Source organism: Neobacillus sp. DHD-1R, from assembly GCF_057747995.1.
Map to the genome: position 1 here is coordinate 5249811 of NZ_CM173232.1, position 18623 is coordinate 5268433.

At 38.4% G+C, this 18623-nt stretch carries 23 protein-coding genes; 2 read left to right on the top strand and 21 right to left on the bottom strand.

The annotated features are described in order from the left end of the window. Position 1: 1 nt before the first annotated feature. From AC3ANL_RS25820 to AC3ANL_RS25855, 8 genes are all read right to left on the bottom strand, one after another. Complete coding sequence (locus AC3ANL_RS25820; RefSeq protein ID WP_488327123.1) at positions 2-2749, bottom strand: type I restriction-modification system subunit M; 2748 nt, start codon at positions 2747-2749, stop codon at positions 2-4. 184 nt (positions 2750-2933) lie between these two features. Continuing rightward, positions 2934-3707 carry a hypothetical protein gene (locus tag AC3ANL_RS25825; protein ID WP_488327124.1) on the bottom strand — a complete coding sequence of 258 codons (774 nt, stop codon included), beginning with the start codon at positions 3705-3707 and terminating at the stop codon, positions 2934-2936. Further along, the gene (locus AC3ANL_RS25830; RefSeq protein WP_488327125.1) at positions 3707-4648 is read right to left on the bottom strand and encodes a hypothetical protein; all 942 of its coding nucleotides are present in this window, start codon (positions 4646-4648) and stop codon (positions 3707-3709) included. Before AC3ANL_RS25830 ends, AC3ANL_RS25825 begins: the two co-directional genes overlap by 1 nt. Before the next feature lie 467 nt (positions 4649-5115). Beyond that, positions 5116-5526 (bottom strand): hypothetical protein, encoded by a 411-nt coding sequence (locus AC3ANL_RS25835; protein ID WP_488327126.1) that lies wholly within the window; start codon positions 5524-5526, stop codon positions 5116-5118. Positions 5527-5547: 21 nt separating this feature from the next. Further along, positions 5548-6423 (bottom strand): ATP-binding protein, encoded by an 876-nt coding sequence (locus AC3ANL_RS25840; RefSeq protein WP_488327127.1) that lies wholly within the window; start codon positions 6421-6423, stop codon positions 5548-5550. 12 nt (positions 6424-6435) lie between these two features. Next, positions 6436-7293: a Replication protein O gene (locus AC3ANL_RS25845; RefSeq protein ID WP_488327128.1), complete on the bottom strand. Its 858-nt coding sequence runs from the start codon at positions 7291-7293 to the stop codon at positions 6436-6438. 6 nt (positions 7294-7299) lie between these two features. Then, positions 7300-7584, bottom strand: a complete 285-nt coding sequence (locus tag AC3ANL_RS25850; protein WP_488327129.1) for a helix-turn-helix domain-containing protein — start codon at positions 7582-7584, stop codon at positions 7300-7302. 80 nt (positions 7585-7664) lie between these two features. Further along, a complete protein-coding gene (locus AC3ANL_RS25855) occupies positions 7665-7877 on the bottom strand; it encodes a helix-turn-helix domain-containing protein (protein ID WP_403088810.1) in 213 nt (70 codons plus the stop codon). Between the two features lie 129 nt (positions 7878-8006). Between AC3ANL_RS25855 and AC3ANL_RS25860 the strand changes: the two genes are divergently transcribed. Both AC3ANL_RS25860 and AC3ANL_RS25865 read left to right on the top strand, forming a co-directional pair. Next, positions 8007-8987, top strand: coding sequence for a hypothetical protein (locus AC3ANL_RS25860; protein ID WP_488327130.1), 981 nt, complete (start codon positions 8007-8009; stop codon positions 8985-8987). 5 nt (positions 8988-8992) lie between these two features. Further along, positions 8993-10144, top strand: a complete 1152-nt coding sequence (locus tag AC3ANL_RS25865; protein ID WP_488329841.1) for a tyrosine-type recombinase/integrase — start codon at positions 8993-8995, stop codon at positions 10142-10144. Between the two features lie 117 nt (positions 10145-10261). Here the strand turns inward: AC3ANL_RS25865 and rpsI are convergent, their stop codons facing one another. The 13 genes from rpsI to AC3ANL_RS25930 all read right to left on the bottom strand — a co-directional run bounded on the left by rpsI (position 10262) and on the right by AC3ANL_RS25930 (position 18623). Then, entirely contained in the window at positions 10262-10654 is a 393-nt protein-coding gene (rpsI, locus tag AC3ANL_RS25870; RefSeq protein ID WP_488327131.1) for a 30S ribosomal protein S9, read from the bottom strand. Between the two features lie 20 nt (positions 10655-10674). Next, a complete protein-coding gene (gene rplM, locus AC3ANL_RS25875; protein WP_488327132.1) occupies positions 10675-11112 on the bottom strand; it encodes a 50S ribosomal protein L13 in 438 nt (145 codons plus the stop codon). A gap of 243 nt (positions 11113-11355) precedes the next feature. Then, positions 11356-12105 carry a tRNA pseudouridine(38-40) synthase TruA gene (gene truA, locus AC3ANL_RS25880; RefSeq protein WP_488327133.1) on the bottom strand — a complete coding sequence of 250 codons (750 nt, stop codon included), beginning with the start codon at positions 12103-12105 and terminating at the stop codon, positions 11356-11358. A gap of 12 nt (positions 12106-12117) precedes the next feature. Further along, positions 12118-12915, bottom strand: coding sequence for an energy-coupling factor transporter transmembrane component T family protein (locus AC3ANL_RS25885; protein WP_488327134.1), 798 nt, complete (start codon positions 12913-12915; stop codon positions 12118-12120). Then, positions 12912-13778, bottom strand: a complete 867-nt coding sequence (locus AC3ANL_RS25890) for an energy-coupling factor ABC transporter ATP-binding protein (RefSeq protein WP_488327135.1) — start codon at positions 13776-13778, stop codon at positions 12912-12914. The genes AC3ANL_RS25885 and AC3ANL_RS25890 overlap by 4 nt, the downstream gene beginning before the upstream one ends. Then, positions 13754-14593 (bottom strand): energy-coupling factor ABC transporter ATP-binding protein, encoded by an 840-nt coding sequence (locus AC3ANL_RS25895; protein WP_488327136.1) that lies wholly within the window; start codon positions 14591-14593, stop codon positions 13754-13756. Before AC3ANL_RS25895 ends, AC3ANL_RS25890 begins: the two co-directional genes overlap by 25 nt. Before the next feature lie 394 nt (positions 14594-14987). Beyond that, a complete protein-coding gene (gene rplQ, locus AC3ANL_RS25900) occupies positions 14988-15350 on the bottom strand; it encodes a 50S ribosomal protein L17 (RefSeq protein WP_307413391.1) in 363 nt (120 codons plus the stop codon). Between the two features lie 55 nt (positions 15351-15405). After that, positions 15406-16350 carry a DNA-directed RNA polymerase subunit alpha gene (locus AC3ANL_RS25905; RefSeq protein ID WP_488327137.1) on the bottom strand — a complete coding sequence of 315 codons (945 nt, stop codon included), beginning with the start codon at positions 16348-16350 and terminating at the stop codon, positions 15406-15408. A gap of 173 nt (positions 16351-16523) precedes the next feature. Next, on the bottom strand, positions 16524-16913 hold the full coding sequence (gene rpsK, locus AC3ANL_RS25910) for a 30S ribosomal protein S11 (protein ID WP_024027886.1): 390 nt from the start codon (positions 16911-16913) through the stop codon (positions 16524-16526). Positions 16914-16934: 21 nt separating this feature from the next. Next, positions 16935-17300, bottom strand: a complete 366-nt coding sequence (gene rpsM, locus AC3ANL_RS25915) for a 30S ribosomal protein S13 (RefSeq protein ID WP_026565543.1) — start codon at positions 17298-17300, stop codon at positions 16935-16937. Between the two features lie 21 nt (positions 17301-17321). Next, complete coding sequence (gene rpmJ, locus AC3ANL_RS25920; RefSeq protein ID WP_000868344.1) at positions 17322-17435, bottom strand: 50S ribosomal protein L36; 114 nt, start codon at positions 17433-17435, stop codon at positions 17322-17324. A gap of 41 nt (positions 17436-17476) precedes the next feature. Next, positions 17477-17695 (bottom strand): translation initiation factor IF-1, encoded by a 219-nt coding sequence (gene infA, locus AC3ANL_RS25925; RefSeq protein WP_007085268.1) that lies wholly within the window; start codon positions 17693-17695, stop codon positions 17477-17479. Between the two features lie 277 nt (positions 17696-17972). Then, positions 17973-18623, bottom strand: a complete 651-nt coding sequence (locus tag AC3ANL_RS25930; protein ID WP_488327138.1) for an adenylate kinase — start codon at positions 18621-18623, stop codon at positions 17973-17975.

Sequence of the window (18623 nt, forward strand, 5' to 3'; positions counted from 1 at the left end):
ATCATTCACCCTTTAACAGCGCCTGTAACTCGCTGAGACCTTTTATATCATACTCGTTGCCAGTCAGTTCATCGATAAACGCCGAGAGAGTAGACTCCGCTTCCTGTATCTTCGATTCGACCGCAGAGTATGTGAAAGAGTATTTTTCAGAAAGGATCTTGATTTTTTCTACCAGAACTTGAATTACCGATTTGGGAAGCAACTCAATGCTCTCCGTTAGCGGAACAATCCATTTTTGCTCAAGCAGTTCAAGCGCCTGTTCGTCGGAAAGTGACTCAATGGTTTCTTTTGTTTTAATATGCAATGCTGCGGCATCCGCTTTTGCCTTTGCTTTTGCTTCCTTTTCTTCGGCCATCAGCTTACTTACTCTTATAATTTTTGCTTCAAACGAATCTTCCGGGAAGACAAATGCAGATTGAAGCTCTGCTAAATAAGCGTTTACTGCTTTTTTAGCATAAGTACCGTCTTTGTTTGGTTCCATATTGGACCATACTACATCGTCATGTTCACTGATAAAGGCAAGCTTGTCGGCTTTCTTTGAAAGTGTAGAATAAGCTTTCAGAGCCTTTATTTCCTGGGTGTCCACATCAGCATAGATCTCTTTAAGTCTTTCACCGACTTCTTTTGCGACAAACGCATCGCTGGTTTCGTTTGTCACACTTGAATCCTTTTCTTCTTCGGAAAGTGAGTCAAGTATTTCAGCATATTCAGAGGAGATTTCAGCAAGGCGACCTTCTATTTGCTTAAGTGCTTCATATTCATCGACAAGAAGCGTCCGTTGTACAAGTTCAAACGAAATAATATGACCGATCCAACCTTCTTGTATCTCTTCCTCTTTTCCGTCCTTCTTTTTGATAACCATGTTGGGATTAACTTTTTTAACAGCGTTGAAGCCCTCTGTTTGTATTATTTCTAAGTCAACAGATGTTTTTTCCCACTCGTCATGAAGCAATTGATACGCTTCATATCTGTTAATTAGAGGAATGGAATCAAGACGGGCAAAAATGTCAGCACTCAAAATATCCTCTTCTTTGGAAATATTGAGGGTCGCCATATTCGTTATCAACTCGCTTTGCAAGAAACTGCCAAAGTCTCCGAAAGCTCTCTTAAAATTAGAAATAAAAGCTTTTATGGCAGGATGCTCATCGATAGTCTGTTCAACATTGCTGACCGCCAACTCAGTATATGGACCTACACCTTTTGTAAAAAGTGCCTCTTTTAATTCCGGAAAAGCACTCCAATACTCACAAAGTTTAACAATCTCGCTCATAGGAATACCGCCGAACATAGAAGCATAAAGGTCCCACTTTTCTTCACCTTCAGAGGAATCTACATATCTCGGAATATTCAAGTTGTATTCATTTCGGCGGATTTCCTCGCGACTGATTTTTCTTGAAAATTTATCAATATCGTCTCTGACTGCTAGGGTGTCAACAATCTTTTTAATATCAGATGCTCTGAGCTTATTGTTCTTGCCAACTTTAATAAAACCTTTTGATGCATCAACAATCAAAACATCCGTGTTCTCACGCTTTTGCTTCAAAACCATAATGATTGTCGGAATGCTTGTACCAAAGAAAATATTCCCAGGGAGTCCGATTATAGCATCAATGTGATTTTCTTCTATTAAATTTTTGCGAATCTCGCCCTCTTCACCACCACGGAATAAAACACCATGCGGAAGAACTATCGTCATGATGCCGTTTGGCTTAATATGGTATAAGTCATGAAGCAAGAAAGCATAATCTGCTTTTGCTTTCGGGGCAACGCCGAAACGTGCATAGCGCGGGTCCGTTTGCTTATTACTAGGGTCCCAATGCTGGGAGTACGGTGGATTGGAAACAACAGCATCCACATAAAGTGGATTGTACGTTTCAGCCGGGCTGGTTTCATCAAAGTACGGCCAATCATCTTCCAGAGTGTCACCGTTGCGGGTTATGATATTAGCCGGAAGGATCCCACGCATAACTAAATTCATCCGAGTAAGGTTGTATGTATTCTGCTTCAGTTCCTGCGCATAGTATTTGATGTTTCTTTCGTCATCAATATGCTTTGCAACTGATCGACCGATGTTTATCAGAAGGGAGCCTGAACCACTCGTCGGGTCATAAATTTCGATTTCCGTTCTGTCCTTCAAATGGTCTGCAACAATTTCGGACATAAGAAGAGATACTTCATACGGAGTGTAAAACTCGCCTGCCTTCTTTCCAGCATTAGCAGCGAACATGCTTATGAGATATTCATATATGAAGCCAATAATATCGTAGTCTTGTCTGCCATCCATAGGAACATCTTTAATAAGATGAATCAGATCGCTGATAGCTTTTGTTCGGGATGCGGAACTTTCACCAAGTTTACTTAAACCGGTTTGCAATGTATTAAAGATACCCTCGTACACCTTTTTATGAGAGGGATTAATCAAACGGTTAAACGCTGACAAGGCATCCGTAACATTAGACACATCAAAATCTTTGCCCATTTTGAGCCAAGTCGAGAATAAGTCCTTGTAGGCAATGAAGTACCCAACTTCCTCACGAACATACTTTACGATCTCTACATCTTCTTCATCAAGAGCCTCAATGTCTTCCTGGGTAAAACCTTGTTCTTTCAGTTTCTGTACTTCATATGTTGAAAGGTACTTGTAAAAAATGAAACCTAAAATATAATCTTTATATTCGTTGGCTTCAATTTTTGAACGCATTTTATTAGCGGATTCCCATATCTTCGTGGCAAGTTTTTGCTTATTCATAATTCTATGTATCCTCTCTGCATTTTTAAATATTAGCACCAGCACATAAAAGTTGTAACACGGTAAAAGGGTGGATTTATTAACTCTTTAATGGAAAACATGAAACTAGGTAAGAATGATATAATGACCACCGAATTTCATTAAACGGAACCTTTTATGTAAGCTATATCATAAGAATTATTACTTACTTGATATATTCTGGCTGTCCTGTTCCGTATACCTTATCAAGAACGTCAATGATCTCATCTGAAGTGATATGCATGTCCAATACTTCAGGGTCAACCGGTTCTTCCCGATAGGCATCCATAAAACGTTTCATATCTTCTTGAACTCCAGCAGGTAGGCGACATTGTTTAGAAGCATCTAGTAGAGAGGCTAGCCTCGTTACATCGTTTTTATGCTTTTTAATATCCCTATTAGATACAGACAAGCCATTTCCCTTCCTTTCTGTGAGATCGAGCCACGCTTTGGCTTTGAAGGGTATTAAATAAAGCTCAGAAAGTATCATGAGCCCCCCCACCGACTTACGTCCTTCAATTAGCATATTATAATAGTCTTCGTCCAATAAAATGGCGGATAAACTAGAAACCTCATCATCAATCCGCAAAGGTGTAAGATGGCTGTCAGCATTGGCCAACTCAAAATTATTACGGCCGAAAAGCTCAATCATATAAGGAAATTTTTCATCCTTGGGTTTATCAAAGCGATAGAATTGAGGTTCCCCTGTTGTACTCATTGCTTTATGTTCATACTGCCCTGCTTCAATAAACGACCAAAAGTGCTTTCCGAATTCTGGAGTGAGGGCTTCAACAATAAGCACTAAGTCAAGATCCTTAGTCGCTCGAAAAGAAGATTCCTCTTCCTCAGAAAAAATAACATCACAAGCAGCACCACCAATTAAAACGTAATGATTCTTAAATTCCTTAAAAAATTCTTTAAATGTTTCTAGTCCTCTCATTATTCTAGCACCCTTTGTATTAGTTTTTCGATTTCCTCTTCGATACGAGGATCGGCTTTTTCTTTTTTTGATAAGGAAAGGACGACGGATAACGGATCCATTACGTCCTTTTCATCTAATTGATACTTTACAATTTGGACAATGCACCCTGGTGACTCCCATTTCGGAACTTGAAAGGACTCTCTTAAACGGAACCACTTCTCCCCTTCTCTCGTAAGGGAGAATGTTGGATAATTGTTGTCGTTTATCATAGTGTATCGACTAAGAGCGGAGATCCCACTTAGCCTTAAGCCGGGGTCATTTAATTCTTGCTCAAGGCGATACTCACGTATAACAGGGTTAAATAAGAATGGCTGTACCCTCTTCCAAAAATTCTTGAGTTCCATATCCCGATAAAATTGTCGATACTTTCCTTCTTTTGATATTAAATCCGGATCTATTCCTTCTAATTCATCAAAAACGCGTGAAGCGGTCATTCTAGACACATCAAGTTGTTGGGAAGCCTCTACCATATCCACTATGGTCCAGCGATGATAAATGGCGAGCAAGATGAATTTTTGCGTTTGGATAGACACTTTTTCTATCTCAGGTAAGTCTCGCACATTGGATTCGTTCATAACTATACCAAAGAATGGCATAAAGACTTGGCGCCCATTGAGTATAAAGGCTATACCCTTTTCTGTCATTTTTTTGATTTTATATCGTGTTGTTGTTTCAAAAGCAAATACAACGGGCATTTCAAACATATGCTCAAGCTTGCTTTGATGTTTTTCAAGGGCTACAACACCAACATCAACTTTCGGATAGGCAACAAGCACACTCTGACCTCTGATTTGCCATTTCTCTAGGCCGTATTTCCCTTTTAAGTAAAGAGGCAATGGAGACTGGAATTCCTTTTGTTGAATCTCAACATGCAATGTGCTCTCCACGTATTTTTTCACGGAACTTCCCTCCTTAACATGTTTTTTTAAATCATAACATAAATTATGTTAAGGTGTAAATTTTTATGTTAAGATTGGAAACAATTTGCTGTATTCAAAATAAAAACCGCCTGGAAGCCATAGGCGGGTTTCAAAGGATTTAAAGGAAGCTAACAAAGCCTTTGAGCTGTACTGGCTCCTATAACCTCCCCTTACTATTTTCCAACCCTTCCGAATCCTCAACCATAAGAACAAAAGGATTTTATGCCTGGGACACGATTTTACTGTTCTAATTAAAGACTGATGTAGCAAATTCTTGCCCCAGGTGACTTATTTTAGATTTCACTATTCCTTTCCAATCTGCCATCAGATTTCGTCCTGAATAAGTAAATAGACTGCCTTTTATTGCAGGCTAAATTGTCCTTTTAAACTATCGACCCTCTATTCCTGAAGGAAATTACCTTTGTTTTGGTTTAATTTTGGACTTGTTATGGTTTCCATGTAACTGTATTCATATTACTTACCAAGTCCTCTAATGTATCCCCTTCCCCTCTGAAAGTGACTTCACTTTCATCATTCTTTAACTGGTTCAGCGTTTTATTTAATGCATCTAATAATTTGTCCGATGGAACATCCGAAAAATCCCTGTTTTCAAGTTCCTTCTTCATTCGCTCAACTTGCCGCCCTAATAATTCGATTCGGGCCTTTTTGGTCATATAAAATTGTTCCTGTAACGATTCAACCTCAACTGCCTTCAGATTTTCTATTTCCATGAGATGTTCCTTTGACCACGCAATAAGTGTTGATTTTGCGACTTTAAGTTCCTTGGCAATTTTACTAAAACTTACTCCTTTTGCCCTTAATTCAATAAACTTTTGCCTTGTTTCATTGTCCTTCATTTCAACTGTCCTCCAAAATGATTATTTAATCTGAAGTCTTTTTCGATAATCATCTGTAAATAAATCAATAAATTTTGTATTATCATATAGGCGGCTAAAGACTCTTTCTCCTACGGCCATAGGTAAGTCTTGATCTGTCAAATTACTTGTGTAGATTGTCGGTTTACCACTCCGACTCTCTACTATTTCAAAAATCAAACTCTTTCTCCAATCATCATTTCCTCCTGTTGCTTCCGCCCCTAAGTCATCCAAGATTAAAAAATCTAGCTTTTTTAAATCCTTAAAGATTTTTTCTTCTGTTATCATTGAAGCCTTGTTATACGTAGATTTAATTTTTGAAAGTAATTGTCCTATGGTTAAAAATCCAACTATAAAACCTTTTTCTTTTAGCGTTCTGGCAATTGCTACACACAAGTGCGTTTTCCCTGTTCCCGGATTGCCTTGGATTAAAATGTTGTAGCTATCTTGTTCCGATGCTAAAAATGTTTTCACATAGGAAATTGCCTTTTGCTTTGCAACAGTAGTAACGGAATTAGTTTCATGGTAATCCTTAAAGCCTGAACCCTTTAATTTTTCTGGGAGAAGAAAATAATCGTTCGTAAGCCTTTCAGATATGAGCTGACTTTGCTCTTTAAAACTTTTTTTTATATAAAAATTGAACAACTCCCTATCCCTACATCTAGAACATTTGAATGTTTCCACCGTATTCCAGCTGTCATTATCATTTGGGCGGTAAACCAAAGCGGACCCACCTTCTTGTCCACACTGCGGGCATACAAGTTCATTAAGAAAATCCGCTTCTATCTCTTGCCCTACTAATTCTGGTAGAAGTCTAAAAACAGTCTTTTTGTAAATGTTATTCTCACCCTGAGGCAGAAAACTACTCGCAATTTGCATTGTTTATCCCTCCTAAAATGGGAGTTCATCCTCCCATTGTTTCATTTTCTGAAATTCGTCTTCTGTAATTGGTTTTGGCTCTTCCCAATGACTAGGGCGATTTAATGAAATATGCTGCCGGTGTTCATTCCTTTTTACATATCTAGTGGATTGAATTTTCAGAACCAATTGATCATACTGTTTTCTTAATTTTGATGGAGAAAGTATAATTGCCTTCCAAAAGGAATCTTGCTGACACCAATCAATCAAGGTGGTTATTTCTTCTGGTAATCGATTGTCCCTTTCAATCATTAAACGAAAGTCATCTGACCATTTTTGAAGATTGGGTTTTTTAAATCCTTCATTATTTTTCCTAATGTTATTTAGAAGTCTTAATGCTAATTGATACGGTATGCTTTTCTCGTCGTAAGGTTTTGACTTTCGACTAGAAGGATCTTTTACTTCTTTATCGTTCTTTAATTCTTTATCATTCTTGTTTGTGTGCAATTCCATCTGATTAACGTCGTTGTCCTGTCTGTTTTGTATCGCTTTTTCATCTTCCCTACTTTGATAGTCATCATAATTGGCAATGGTTATAAGCGTCTTTTTGCTGTCGCTTTTTAATTCGATCATCCCATCACTTTGTAATAAGTTTAAAAACTGTGTAACTTTTGTATTTGACCAGCTCCATTTTTCACACAACCTTCTTATTGAAGTAATCCGTTGACCTCTTTTTACTTCAAATATTTCATTTCCAAGAACGACTTTATTGTCTTCATGATTAACCATCATCAATAAATCCAACCATGCCTCATACTTAGAAAACTTTCTTTTCTCCTGATAAAGCCAATGACTTTGAACCTTACGATGTAATTTTATCCATCCCTGCATATAACCTCACCTGCTATACTGGTTTGAGTTATTACGCAGCCATTCCTTTACATCCCGGCGATTTAAACGGATAACCTGCCCCCTTTGGAAAAAGGGAATTTCCTTTTTAGCAATCATATTCCGTATTGTTGGAACGCTTACCTTTAGATACTCAGCTGCTTCTCTTATAGTCATTACCTCTTCCTCTTCTTGGTTCCCCTGTATCTCCAGCAACATTTCCTCTAGCAATGCTTTTAATTCAGACCGTTCAATTAGAACTACGCCCTCGGGAAACTCTAATTTGAAATTCATATGAGTCCACCACCTAATATTTTTAATTTAAAACCACAGCCTTATAAAAGCGACTTTATCCAATCTTAAATTTTCCCGTCTCAGACCTCTACTTTTTTCAGGTTCCCTTCCTCATCGAATAACAATTCTTCAGCTACCCCAAGACCATCCGCAATTTGCTTCCGTAACCTTGGCCAAGCTTTCCGATGTTCACGCTCTACCATTGTGATATTAGTTGGATGTATGCCTAATTTCAGCCCTAATTGCGTTTGCGACATTCCCTTTTTCCTTCGGTAAAGTTCTAAATTATTCATCTTGTAATTCCTCCTTTTTGGGTATTGCTAAAGCTATAGCCTTATTGTATAGTCAAAAATAAGCGGCGCAAACCAATTGGCTGCTTATTCAGGTGCTTACATTCTTTTTTTATAAAGGTGGTAATAAATTTGAAAAAAGTTAAGCCTGCAATAACTATTGAAGATGCGGATTTAAGAAAAAAAATAATTCAACTTCCTGAAAAGGAAGCCTCATTGTTTAATACAAATCTACCAGTCCGAGCACCTTACCAATTTTTAGACTTTGATGGAATCCTCCTAATAGTTGCCTCTGAATTCAAAACCATAAAAGACGAGGAAATAATGAATCTTACAGTTGGAGAATTTGAAAATTATTTTGTGAACAGTAAAGAGATTAATCCCTTTTCCCAAGAAAATTTACTTGAAGATTTAGCAAACATTAATTTAACAGACGAAAAATCTATCCTATCGTTTTGTAATCACTATGGATTATTTGGACAAGCAGTGCTTAATACTGCTTCCTCGTCCTTATTTGTTAATCCCTCAAAAATGGAGATAAAAGAAAAAGTATTAGTTAATTGTTATGAAACCTTCGATTATTTTTTTGAAACTGCATCGTGGTTGAAATATATTCTTAAAATTTTTTATGAAGAAATCCCTTTACTTGAAGATGAGTACGAAAAAACAAAGGATGATAAAAAGCTTGAAGAATTAAATGAATTAAGGAGAGGAGCTATAACGTTTGTTAACAGAGCTTTAAGGCTTGTATCACCACAAATAGACTTTAGGGAAGAAGATGGTGAATATTTACCTTCCTATAGCTCTGTAACTCTATTAGGAGCAGCTTACCATCAACTTTCTGAAGCAATAACTAAAAAAAAGCAATTTCGAGTTTGTTTAAACTGTAAGTCTTTATTTGTTCCTAGGGTGCATAATGGTTTGTTTTGTCCCCCAACTAAAATAGGCAAACGGAGTACCTGCGAAAATAGTTATCAGCAAATGAAAAGAAGGGCAAAAGATGCTGTGTTTTTAGGAGGAAAAACAATTGAGGAAGTCGCTAAAAAAATAGGACGACCTATTCAAGAAGTAAAAAAGTGGATTGATGAAGCTGTTAAATTAAATAAGAGGTGAAAAAAATGGCATCATTTCAAAAATACATGACAAAACAAGGTCAAATGTGGTTGTTTAAAATGGATACTGGTTTTAATCCTGAGACAGGAAAAAGGCAAACAACAACACGTAGGGGATTTAACACAAAGAAAGAGGCTCAGGCGGCGGCAGCTAAGCTGGAACAAGAAATAGCAAATGGATCGTTAATCAATAATAATAACATTACCTATGTAGACGTTTTTGAACAATGGTTTGCTAATCATGCTAAAACTATAAAAGCTAGCACTAAAAAAACCATTGAATCAAAATTCAAAAGGCATATTCTACCCCGTTTTGGAAAATTAAAAGTGAAGGACATTTCAAAAGCATATTGCCAAAAAATGATTAACGAAATTGCGGATTCTATCGCTTCCGTTAATGATATTAAAATTCAGGCAAACCAAGTTTTCAAATATGCCGTAAAAATGGACATAATCTCAAAAAATCCAATGGAACACGTAACAATACCCAAGCACCCACAAGAGTTACTTAATGAGGAAAATGAATTCGAGAAGCGTAATTATTGGACAAAGGAAGAGGTAAAAAAATTCCTTTCCATTACTAAAAAGGAAATATCACTTCGGGATCATGTACTCCTTCATCTCTTAATTTACACAGGGGCTCGGAAAGGGGAGTTATTAGCGTTAACATGGGAAGATATTGATTTTGAGGCGGGTTCTATCCGCTTATGGAGAACCCTATTCCAGACTGATGGAAAACATATCTTTCAGACGCCAAAAACAAGGGATTCTAGGCGTTTAATTAGTTTGGATAGTAAAACCCTTTCCTTTCTTAAAAAATGGCGTATAAGCCAAATGGAAGAGGATTTTGCTAATAGGAAATTAAATGGTGGCAATAATCTTGTATTTACAAGAGGTGATGGAACACCTTTACGCTTAGCCTATCTTAATGAAAAGCTAAATATACTAATAAAGAAACACAATCTCCATCCCATAACTATACACGGTTTACGCCATACACATGCATCCTTATTATTTGAAGCTGGTGCAAGTATTAAAGAAGTACAAGAGCGGCTTGGACACGCCGATATTAAAATGACTATGAATATATATACCCATGTAACTAACACCCTTAAAGAGCAAACCGCCTCAAAATTCGAAAAGTATATCGAGCTATGATTAGTGGTCAGATGTGGTCAAAAAGTTTTTGGTGGTCAAAATGTGGTCAAAAGAACTTTTTTAAAATAAAAAAGACCCTTTCCACAAAAGTGAAAAGAGCCTTGAAACGTTGGTAAATTAACGTTTTGAGAACTGAGGTGCACGACGAGCGCCTTTAAGACCGTATTTCTTACGTTCTTTCATACGTGGATCACGAGTTAATAATCCCGCGCTTTTTAATGTTGGACGGTATTCTGGATCTGCTAGAAGTAATGCACGAGCTACACCGTGACGGATTGCTCCAGCTTGACCAGTGTATCCACCACCGCTTACGTTTACAAGAACATCATAGCTGCCAACAGTTTCAGTAGCTACTAATGGTTGTCTTACAACAACACGTAATGCTTCAAATGGGATATAATCTTCGATTTCACGACCATTAATGACAATTTTACCTGTGCCTGGAACTAAGCGCACACGTGCGACAGAGCTCTTACGACGGCCAGTACCAATATATTGAACTTGTGCCAAGTTATTTCCCTCCCTTTTAATTAACCGCGAAGTTCGTAAACTTCAGGTTTTTGTGCTTGGTGTGGATGCTCACTACCAGCATAGACATGTAATTTTTTAAACGTTTGACGGCCAAGAGAATTCTTTGGAAGCATGCCTTTAACAGCAAGTTCAATCATTCTTTCAGCATAGTTCGTACGCATTTCAAGAGCAGTTCTTGTTTTTAAACCACCTGGGTGCATTGTGTGACGGTAGTAAATCTTGTCAGTCAATTTCTTACCAGTTAATTCTACTTTAGATGCGTTAAGAATAATTACATGATCACCAGTGTCAACATGTGGTGTAAAAGTTGGTTTGTTTTTACCACGTAAGATTGCTGCTACTTCAGAAGCAAGACGACCAAGAGTTTGGCCTTCAGCATCAATCACGTACCATTTACGCTCGATATTGTTGGCATTTGCCATAAACGTTGTACGCATTTATTTCCCTCCTAATTAAATCCACTAAAGATTATGATTTCGCACTATTATTAAGCAGTCAGTGATCATTCTGTTCCGGGAATGAGCGTCTTCTGCCATTGTGCGCTTAATTTCAATTCATATATTTTCAATCACGATTAAGACTTTCCGGGGCTTTATCGTGGTATTAAAAACACACACATATAATATAATAAATTCTCCCAGCCAAATTGTCAAGGAAATGTTACACCAGGTGAGGTTGTTTTAAATATTTTTTTCATAAAACACCTGCCAAAGATATAATCCCTGGGCTGGTGCTGTTTTTCCGGCGAAGCGGCGATCTTTTTTTTCTAATATAGCTGAGATTTCTTCAGGGTTACGATCTCCGGAGCCAACCTCTAAAAGCGTTCCAACGAGAATGCGTACCATATTATACAAAAAACCATTCCCAACAAACCGGATCGTAAGTAAGTTACCATCCCGGCTAAAATCAATTGTCTCGATCGTCCTGACTTTATCTTCTACTTCCGTCTTTGCTGAGCAAAAACTAGTAAAGTCGTGGGTCCCAAGGAAAGATTTACTAGCCTCTCGCATTGCGACAATATTTAATTTATAGGGATAATGATAAACAAAATTCCGCCGAAAGGGATCCCTTTTGGAAGATAGCTGGAGAAGATAGTGATATTCCTTTCCCACCGCATCAAAACGGGCATGGAAGCCCGCACTTGCCTTCTGGACTGACAGAACAGAAATATCATCAGGTAATAGCGAATTTAGCGCCAATTCCCATTTATTCTCGACAATCAGAAGCGGCGAATCAAAGTGAATCACCTGTCCTTTTGCATGAACGCCGGCATCCGTACGACCAGAAGCCGCCACTTTAATCGGTTCACCCTTATGGATTTTTGCTAGAGCCGCTTCTAGTACTGATTGGACTGTTCTCTTTTTCGGCTGAACCTGATAGCCGGAAAACCTCGAGCCATCATAGGAAATAATGCATTTATACCTTTGCATGGTTTCGCTCCATTATGAACGTAATAAGAATAATAGAATCGTTAAAATAACTAAGACAAGAATCTGTATGGAATCAACCATTTTCCAGCTTAATTGCCGATATTTCGTTCTTCCCTCACCACCGCGATAGCCACGAGCTTCCATTGCAATCGCTAGCTCCTCAGCCCTTTTAAAGGAACTGACAAACAAGGGAATAAGAAGGGGGATGACAGCCTTAATGCGCTCCTTAAATGGTCCGCTGGCAAATTCCACTCCACGGGCCATCTGTGCCTTCATAATCTTGTCTGTTTCTTGCATTAGGGTTGGTATAAACCGCAATGAAATAGACATCATTAACGCCATCTCATGGACCGGAAAACGAACCTTTTTTAATGGATTCAAAAGTGTTTCCATTCCATCTGTAATTTCAATTGGACTGGTCGTTAACGTCAATAATGACGTCATTAAAATTAAAAAGAAGAAACGTAAGGAAATAAAAATCCCCTGCCTAACCCCTTCTTCATATATTTTAATCGGACCTAATTGAAACAAAAGATCTCCTTGCTTGGTAAAAAACAACTGCAATACTAGGGTAAATAAAACAAGCCATAAGACAGGTTTAAGCCCGCCATACAAAAAGCGAATAGGAATCCGGGACATGCCAAGCATATAAAAGGTATAAATTCCAATGAGTCCATACGTAATCGCGTTATTGGCTAGAAAAATAATACAAACAAATAAAAAGATAATCAGTAATTTTGAACGAGGATCCATCTTATGAACAGTTGAATCAGCAGGTACATAGCGGCCAAAAATCATTTTTTCCATCATGAGCGCACACCTCTGCTGAACTCTGTTACCGCAGTTGTTAACTCATCGATAGAAAGATAGATTTTCCCTAGTTTTATTCCTGTTTTCTCCTCTAGTTTAAGCTGGAACCGAACCACCTCGGGAACATCAAGTCCCATTTGGACCAGCTCCGTTGGGGCAGAGAATATTTCTTCTGGTGTTCCCTTTTTGACGACCTTTCCTTGCTGCATAATCACAATTTGATCAGCGTATCTTGCCGCGTCTTCCATACTGTGGGTGACCAAGATGGTTGATAGCTGTCGTTCATTATGAAGCGTATAAAACATGTCCATGACTTCTTTTCGACCTCTAGGGTCTAATCCCGCTGTAGGTTCATCCAAGACAATCACATCAGGCTCCATTGCTAGTACACCGGCGATGGCTACACGTCGCATTTGTCCGCCCGACAAATCAAATGGTGATTTTTCCAAGATATCCTCAGCAAGACCTACCTGTTTCAGAGCATGGCGTGCCCTTTTCTTTGCCTCTGTTTCGGGTACACCAAAATTTAACGGACCAAACATAATATCTTTTTCAACTGTTTCTTCAAATAATTGATGTTCGGGAAATTGAAACACAATCCCGACTTTTTGCCGAACTGATTTTAAGTTTTTATTTTTCTGGTCTGCCTTAATTTCATGTTCGCCAATTTTAACCATTCCTTTTGAGGGTACAAGCAAGGCATTTAAATGCTGAAGAACAGTCGATTTTCCAGACCCCGTATGGCCAATAATCGCCATGTACGTGCCAGCAGGAATATCGATGGATACGTCCTCGATTGCCAGCCTTTCAAAAGGAGAGTTTGCTTGATAGCGATATTCTACATGTTGAAGCGAGATGTCCATAACTCTGTCACCAACTCTTCTTCCGATAGATAATGCTTTGATAAATGAATTCCCTTTTGACGGAATGCTTTGCTCATTTTGACTGAGAACGGAATATCCAATCCTAATTGAATCAATTGCTCGTCCATTGAGAAGATTTCCTCTGGGGTTCCCTCTTGAAAAACTTCACCTTTATTCATGACAATGATTCGATCCGCCTTTGCAGCCTCATCTAAATCATGAGTAATCGAAATAACGGTTAAGGATTTCTCCTCTTTTAAAAGTCTAACCGTCTCTAATACTTCCTCACGCCCTCTTGGGTCAAGCATGGAGGTGGCTTCATCAAGTATAATGATTGAAGGCCTCAAAGCCAATACACCCGCAATGGCAACACGCTGCTTTTGTCCACCTGATAGATGGTGGGGCTCTTGATATAGAAATTGATCCATTTTCACTTTTCTTAATGAATCCTCTACACGCTGAACCATTTCTTCTCTAGGTACTCCATTATTTTCTAAACCAAAAGCCACATCATCCTGTACAGTTGTTCCAACAAACTGGTTGTCAGGATTCTGAAAAACCATTCCGATTCTTTTCCGAATCTCCCAAATCGACTCTTCATTCAGCTTGATCCCACAAACCGTAATCTCACCCTGCTGCGGAAACTGTAATCCATTTAAGAGCTTCGCCATCGTGGACTTACCAGAACCATTGTGACCTACGATTGCAAGCCATTCTCTTTCATATATGTCGAAACTTACGTTGTTTAATGCATAACGTTCTTGTAAATCATATTGAAAGGAAACTCCCTTAAGAGATACAATTGACTCTTTCACTGATATTCCTCCTCTCAGCTCATCTGTACTCAGCTAAAATTCCTTTAAAATATAAAAAAAGCCCGCACCTCGTCCCCAGGCAGCACGTATTCAACTGCAAAAATGGGATTTCTTAAAAAAGAAATGGGAGGAGGTGCATGAGCTAGACGAGACGTAATCAATCAACGAATCACATGGATGCGAAATTGTTTAAACCTACTCGAAATCAAATTACTAAGATAAAGCCGATATGATATCAAATAGCGCTTTAAATCTCCAAATACTTGGAGTTACGCTCATCATAACACTCGTTTTGGCTTGAGTCGTACCATATATAAAATTAGTCCTTACAGAAAAAGGGCAAAGAACAAGTTTGTTTGTAAACTGTCCAGCGCCCTTGTTGTCTGTGAGTGTATTAAACTAACTCGATAATTACCATTGGTGCACCATCGCCGCGGCGTGGTCCAAGTTTCATTATACGAGTATATCCACCTTGACGCTCTTGGTAACGTGGAGCAATATCAGCGAATAGTTTTTGTACAGCATCTTGACCATTTTCAGCATCAGCAACTTCATTACGAACGTAAGATGAAGCTTGACGACGAGCATGTAAATCCCCGCGTTTACCTAAAGTGATCATTTTTTCAACAGTCACACGAAGTTCTTTCGCGCGAGTTTCTGTTGTTTCGATGCGCTCATTGATAATTAAATCTGTAGTTAAATCACGTAGCATAGCTTTACGCTGTGCACTTGTGCGTCCTAACTTTCTGTATGCCATGAAGGGTTCCCTCCTTTGTTGAAGTCATAAAACGGATTTTTTGTCATGCTAAAGACTAGTCGTCTTTACGCAAGCCTAATCCAAGCTCTTCTAGTTTTGCCTTCACTTCTTCGAGTGATTTGCGGCCTAAATTACGAACTTTCATCATATCTTCTTCAGTCTTATTAGCTAATTCCTGAACAGTGTTGATTCCAGCACGTTTCAAACAGTTATAAGAACGAACAGAAAGATCTAATTCTTCAATTGTCATTTCAAGAACTTTTTCTTTTTGATCTTCTTCTTTTTCAATCATAATTTCAGCATTTTGCGCTTCATCCGTTAACCCAACGAAGATATTCAAATGCTCAGTCAAAATTTTCGAACCAAGAGCAATCGCTTCTTTTGGCCCCGTGCTTCCATCGGTCCAAACATCTAGTGTTAGCTTATCAAAATTTGATAATTGACCTACACGAGTATTTTCTACTTGATATGACACACGAGAAACAGGTGTAAAAATAGAGTCAATAGCAATCACACCAATCGGTTGATCTTCTCTCTTATTCTGTTCTGCAGGTGTATATCCACGACCACGTCTAGCGGTTAATCGCATGCGAAGATGTCCATTTGATGCTAATGTTGCAATATGAAGATCTGGATTTAAAATCTCAACATCGCTGTCATGTGTAATATTACCAGCCTTGACAGGTCCTTCACCCTGCAAATCAATCTCAAGTGTTTTTTCTTCGTCAGAGTAGATTTTTAAAGCTAATTTCTTAATGTTTAAAATGATGGATGTTACATCCTCTACGACGCCTTCAATTGTTGAGAATTCATGAAGCACCCCATCGATTTGAATCGATGTAACAGCGGCACCTGGGAGTGAAGATAGTAGGATACGACGTAAGGAGTTACCCAAAGTGGTACCATATCCACGCTCAAGTGGCTCTACGACGAACTTACCGTACTTGGCATCATCGTTGATCTCAATCGTTTCAATTTTTGGTTTTTCTATTTCGATCATCAATAACCCTCCTTCAAAACGTCGAAACCTCAATTAGGTATTCCTAATCGAAATTCCCCCATGTATACGTTCCCGTTTTGTGCACAACAACTGGAATAAATCTTCTGTAATAGTGCAAAAAATTGATATCATATCCCATTATAGACACATGATACAAAATCTATACAGAAAAATTAAACACGACGACGTTTTGGTGGACGGCATCCATTATGAGGAACAGGTGTTACGTCTTTAATAGCAGTTACTTCAAGACCAGCAGCTTGAAGAGCACGGATAGCAGCTTCACGGCCTGCACCAGGTCCTTTAACAGTAACTTCTAAAGTTTTCATACCATGTTCAATGGAAGTTTTAGCAGCAGTTTCAGCTGCCATTTGAGCTGCGAATGGAGTAGATTTACGAGAACCTCTAAATCCAAGCGCACCAGCACTTGACCATGAAATTGCATTACCATGAACATCAGTGATTGTTACGATCGTATTGTTAAATGTTGAACGAATATGCGCGATACCTGATTCAATATTCTTTTTAACACGACGTTTACGTGTATTAGTTTTACGTGCCATTTAAATAACCTCCTTTGCCGATTACTTCTTCTTGTTCGCAACAGTCTTACGAGGACCTTTGCGTGTACGAGCGTTGTTTTTCGTATTTTGTCCACGAACCGGTAAACCACGACGATGACGTAATCCGCGGTAGCAGCCGATTTCCATTAAACGCTTAATGTTAAGAGAAATTTCACGGCGAAGATCACCTTCAACTTTTAACTTGTCGATGATGTCACGGATTTTGTTTAATTCGTCTTCTGTTAAATCACGAACACGAGTATCTTCAGAAACACCAGCTTCTGCTAACACTTTTTGTGCCGTATTTTTACCAATACCATAAATGTAAGTCAAAGAGATAACTACACGTTTTTCACGTGGAATATCTACACCAGCAATACGTGCCATAATGAGCGCACCTCCTTAAAATTAACCTTGTTTTTGTTTATGTTTAGGGTTTTCACAGATAACCATAACTTTTCCGCGTCTACGGATAACTTTGCACTTTTCGCAGATCGGTTTAACAGATGGTCTTACTTTCATTATCCTAACCTCCTTAATAGTACGGAGTGCAAGCAAGCAGTTTATTTGAAGCGGTAGGTAATTCTTCCGCGTGTTAAGTCATATGGAGAAAGCTCAACAGTTACCTTGTCACCAGGCAGAATACGGATGAAATGCATACGAATTTTACCAGAAACATGAGCTAGCACAGTATGACCATTTTCTAATTCTACCTTAAACATGGCATTTGGCAAAGTTTCAATTACTTTACCTTCAATTTCAATTACATCGTCTTTGGCCATCGTCTCGACTCCCTTCTCATTTCAAAAATATGTTAGAAAATATAAATTCATCTTCTCATTCGTACAACAATAGCAACCTTATAATAGTAACATATTGTTTGTCATCTGTCCGCAAGTAATTTCTACATAATTAGGAATAACCATTTCATCATGTAAGTCTTGCCCAACTCTCGGTCCTACATACTCAGTACAATAGAAAAGCTATTTTCTTCCACATACTTTTGAATCTTGTTGAAGAGTTGTTCGAAAGTCGCTCGCACGATTGTACTAATGACCATTAATGTAAGCCCTCAAGCAATTGCTCGATCTCAGCAAATACTTTTTTAATATCCTGCTGACCATCGATCGTACGGAGATAGCCTTTTGTTTCATAAAAAGTAAGCAATGGTTCTTGTTGTTTGATATTAACATCTAACCGGTTTTGAACAGTTTCAGCATTATCATCAGCTCTTTGGTAAAGCTCTCCGCCACACTTGTCGCAGATGCCCTCTTTTGCAGGAGGATTAAAAACTAAATGATAAGTTGATCCACATTCCTTACAGATTCGACGTCCTGTCAAACGCTCCATTAAGATACTTTTATCAACATTGATATTGATGACATAGTCAATTTTCTTATTTAAATCACCTAATAGATTTTCCAAAGCATCTGCTTGAGGGACAGTTCTAGGGAAACCATCTAATAAGAAGCCTTTTTGACAGTCATCCTTGCTTAATCGTTCACGAACAATACCAATTGTTACTTCATCAGGTACAAGTTCGCCTTTATCCATGAAAGATTTCGCTTGTAATCCTAGTTCCGTTCCTTCTTTCATCGCTGCACGGAACATATCTCCTGTAGAGATATGAGGGATGCCGTATTGTTCCACGATTCTTTCGGCTTGAGTGCCTTTACCAGCACCTGGAAGCCCCATTAATACTAAATTCAC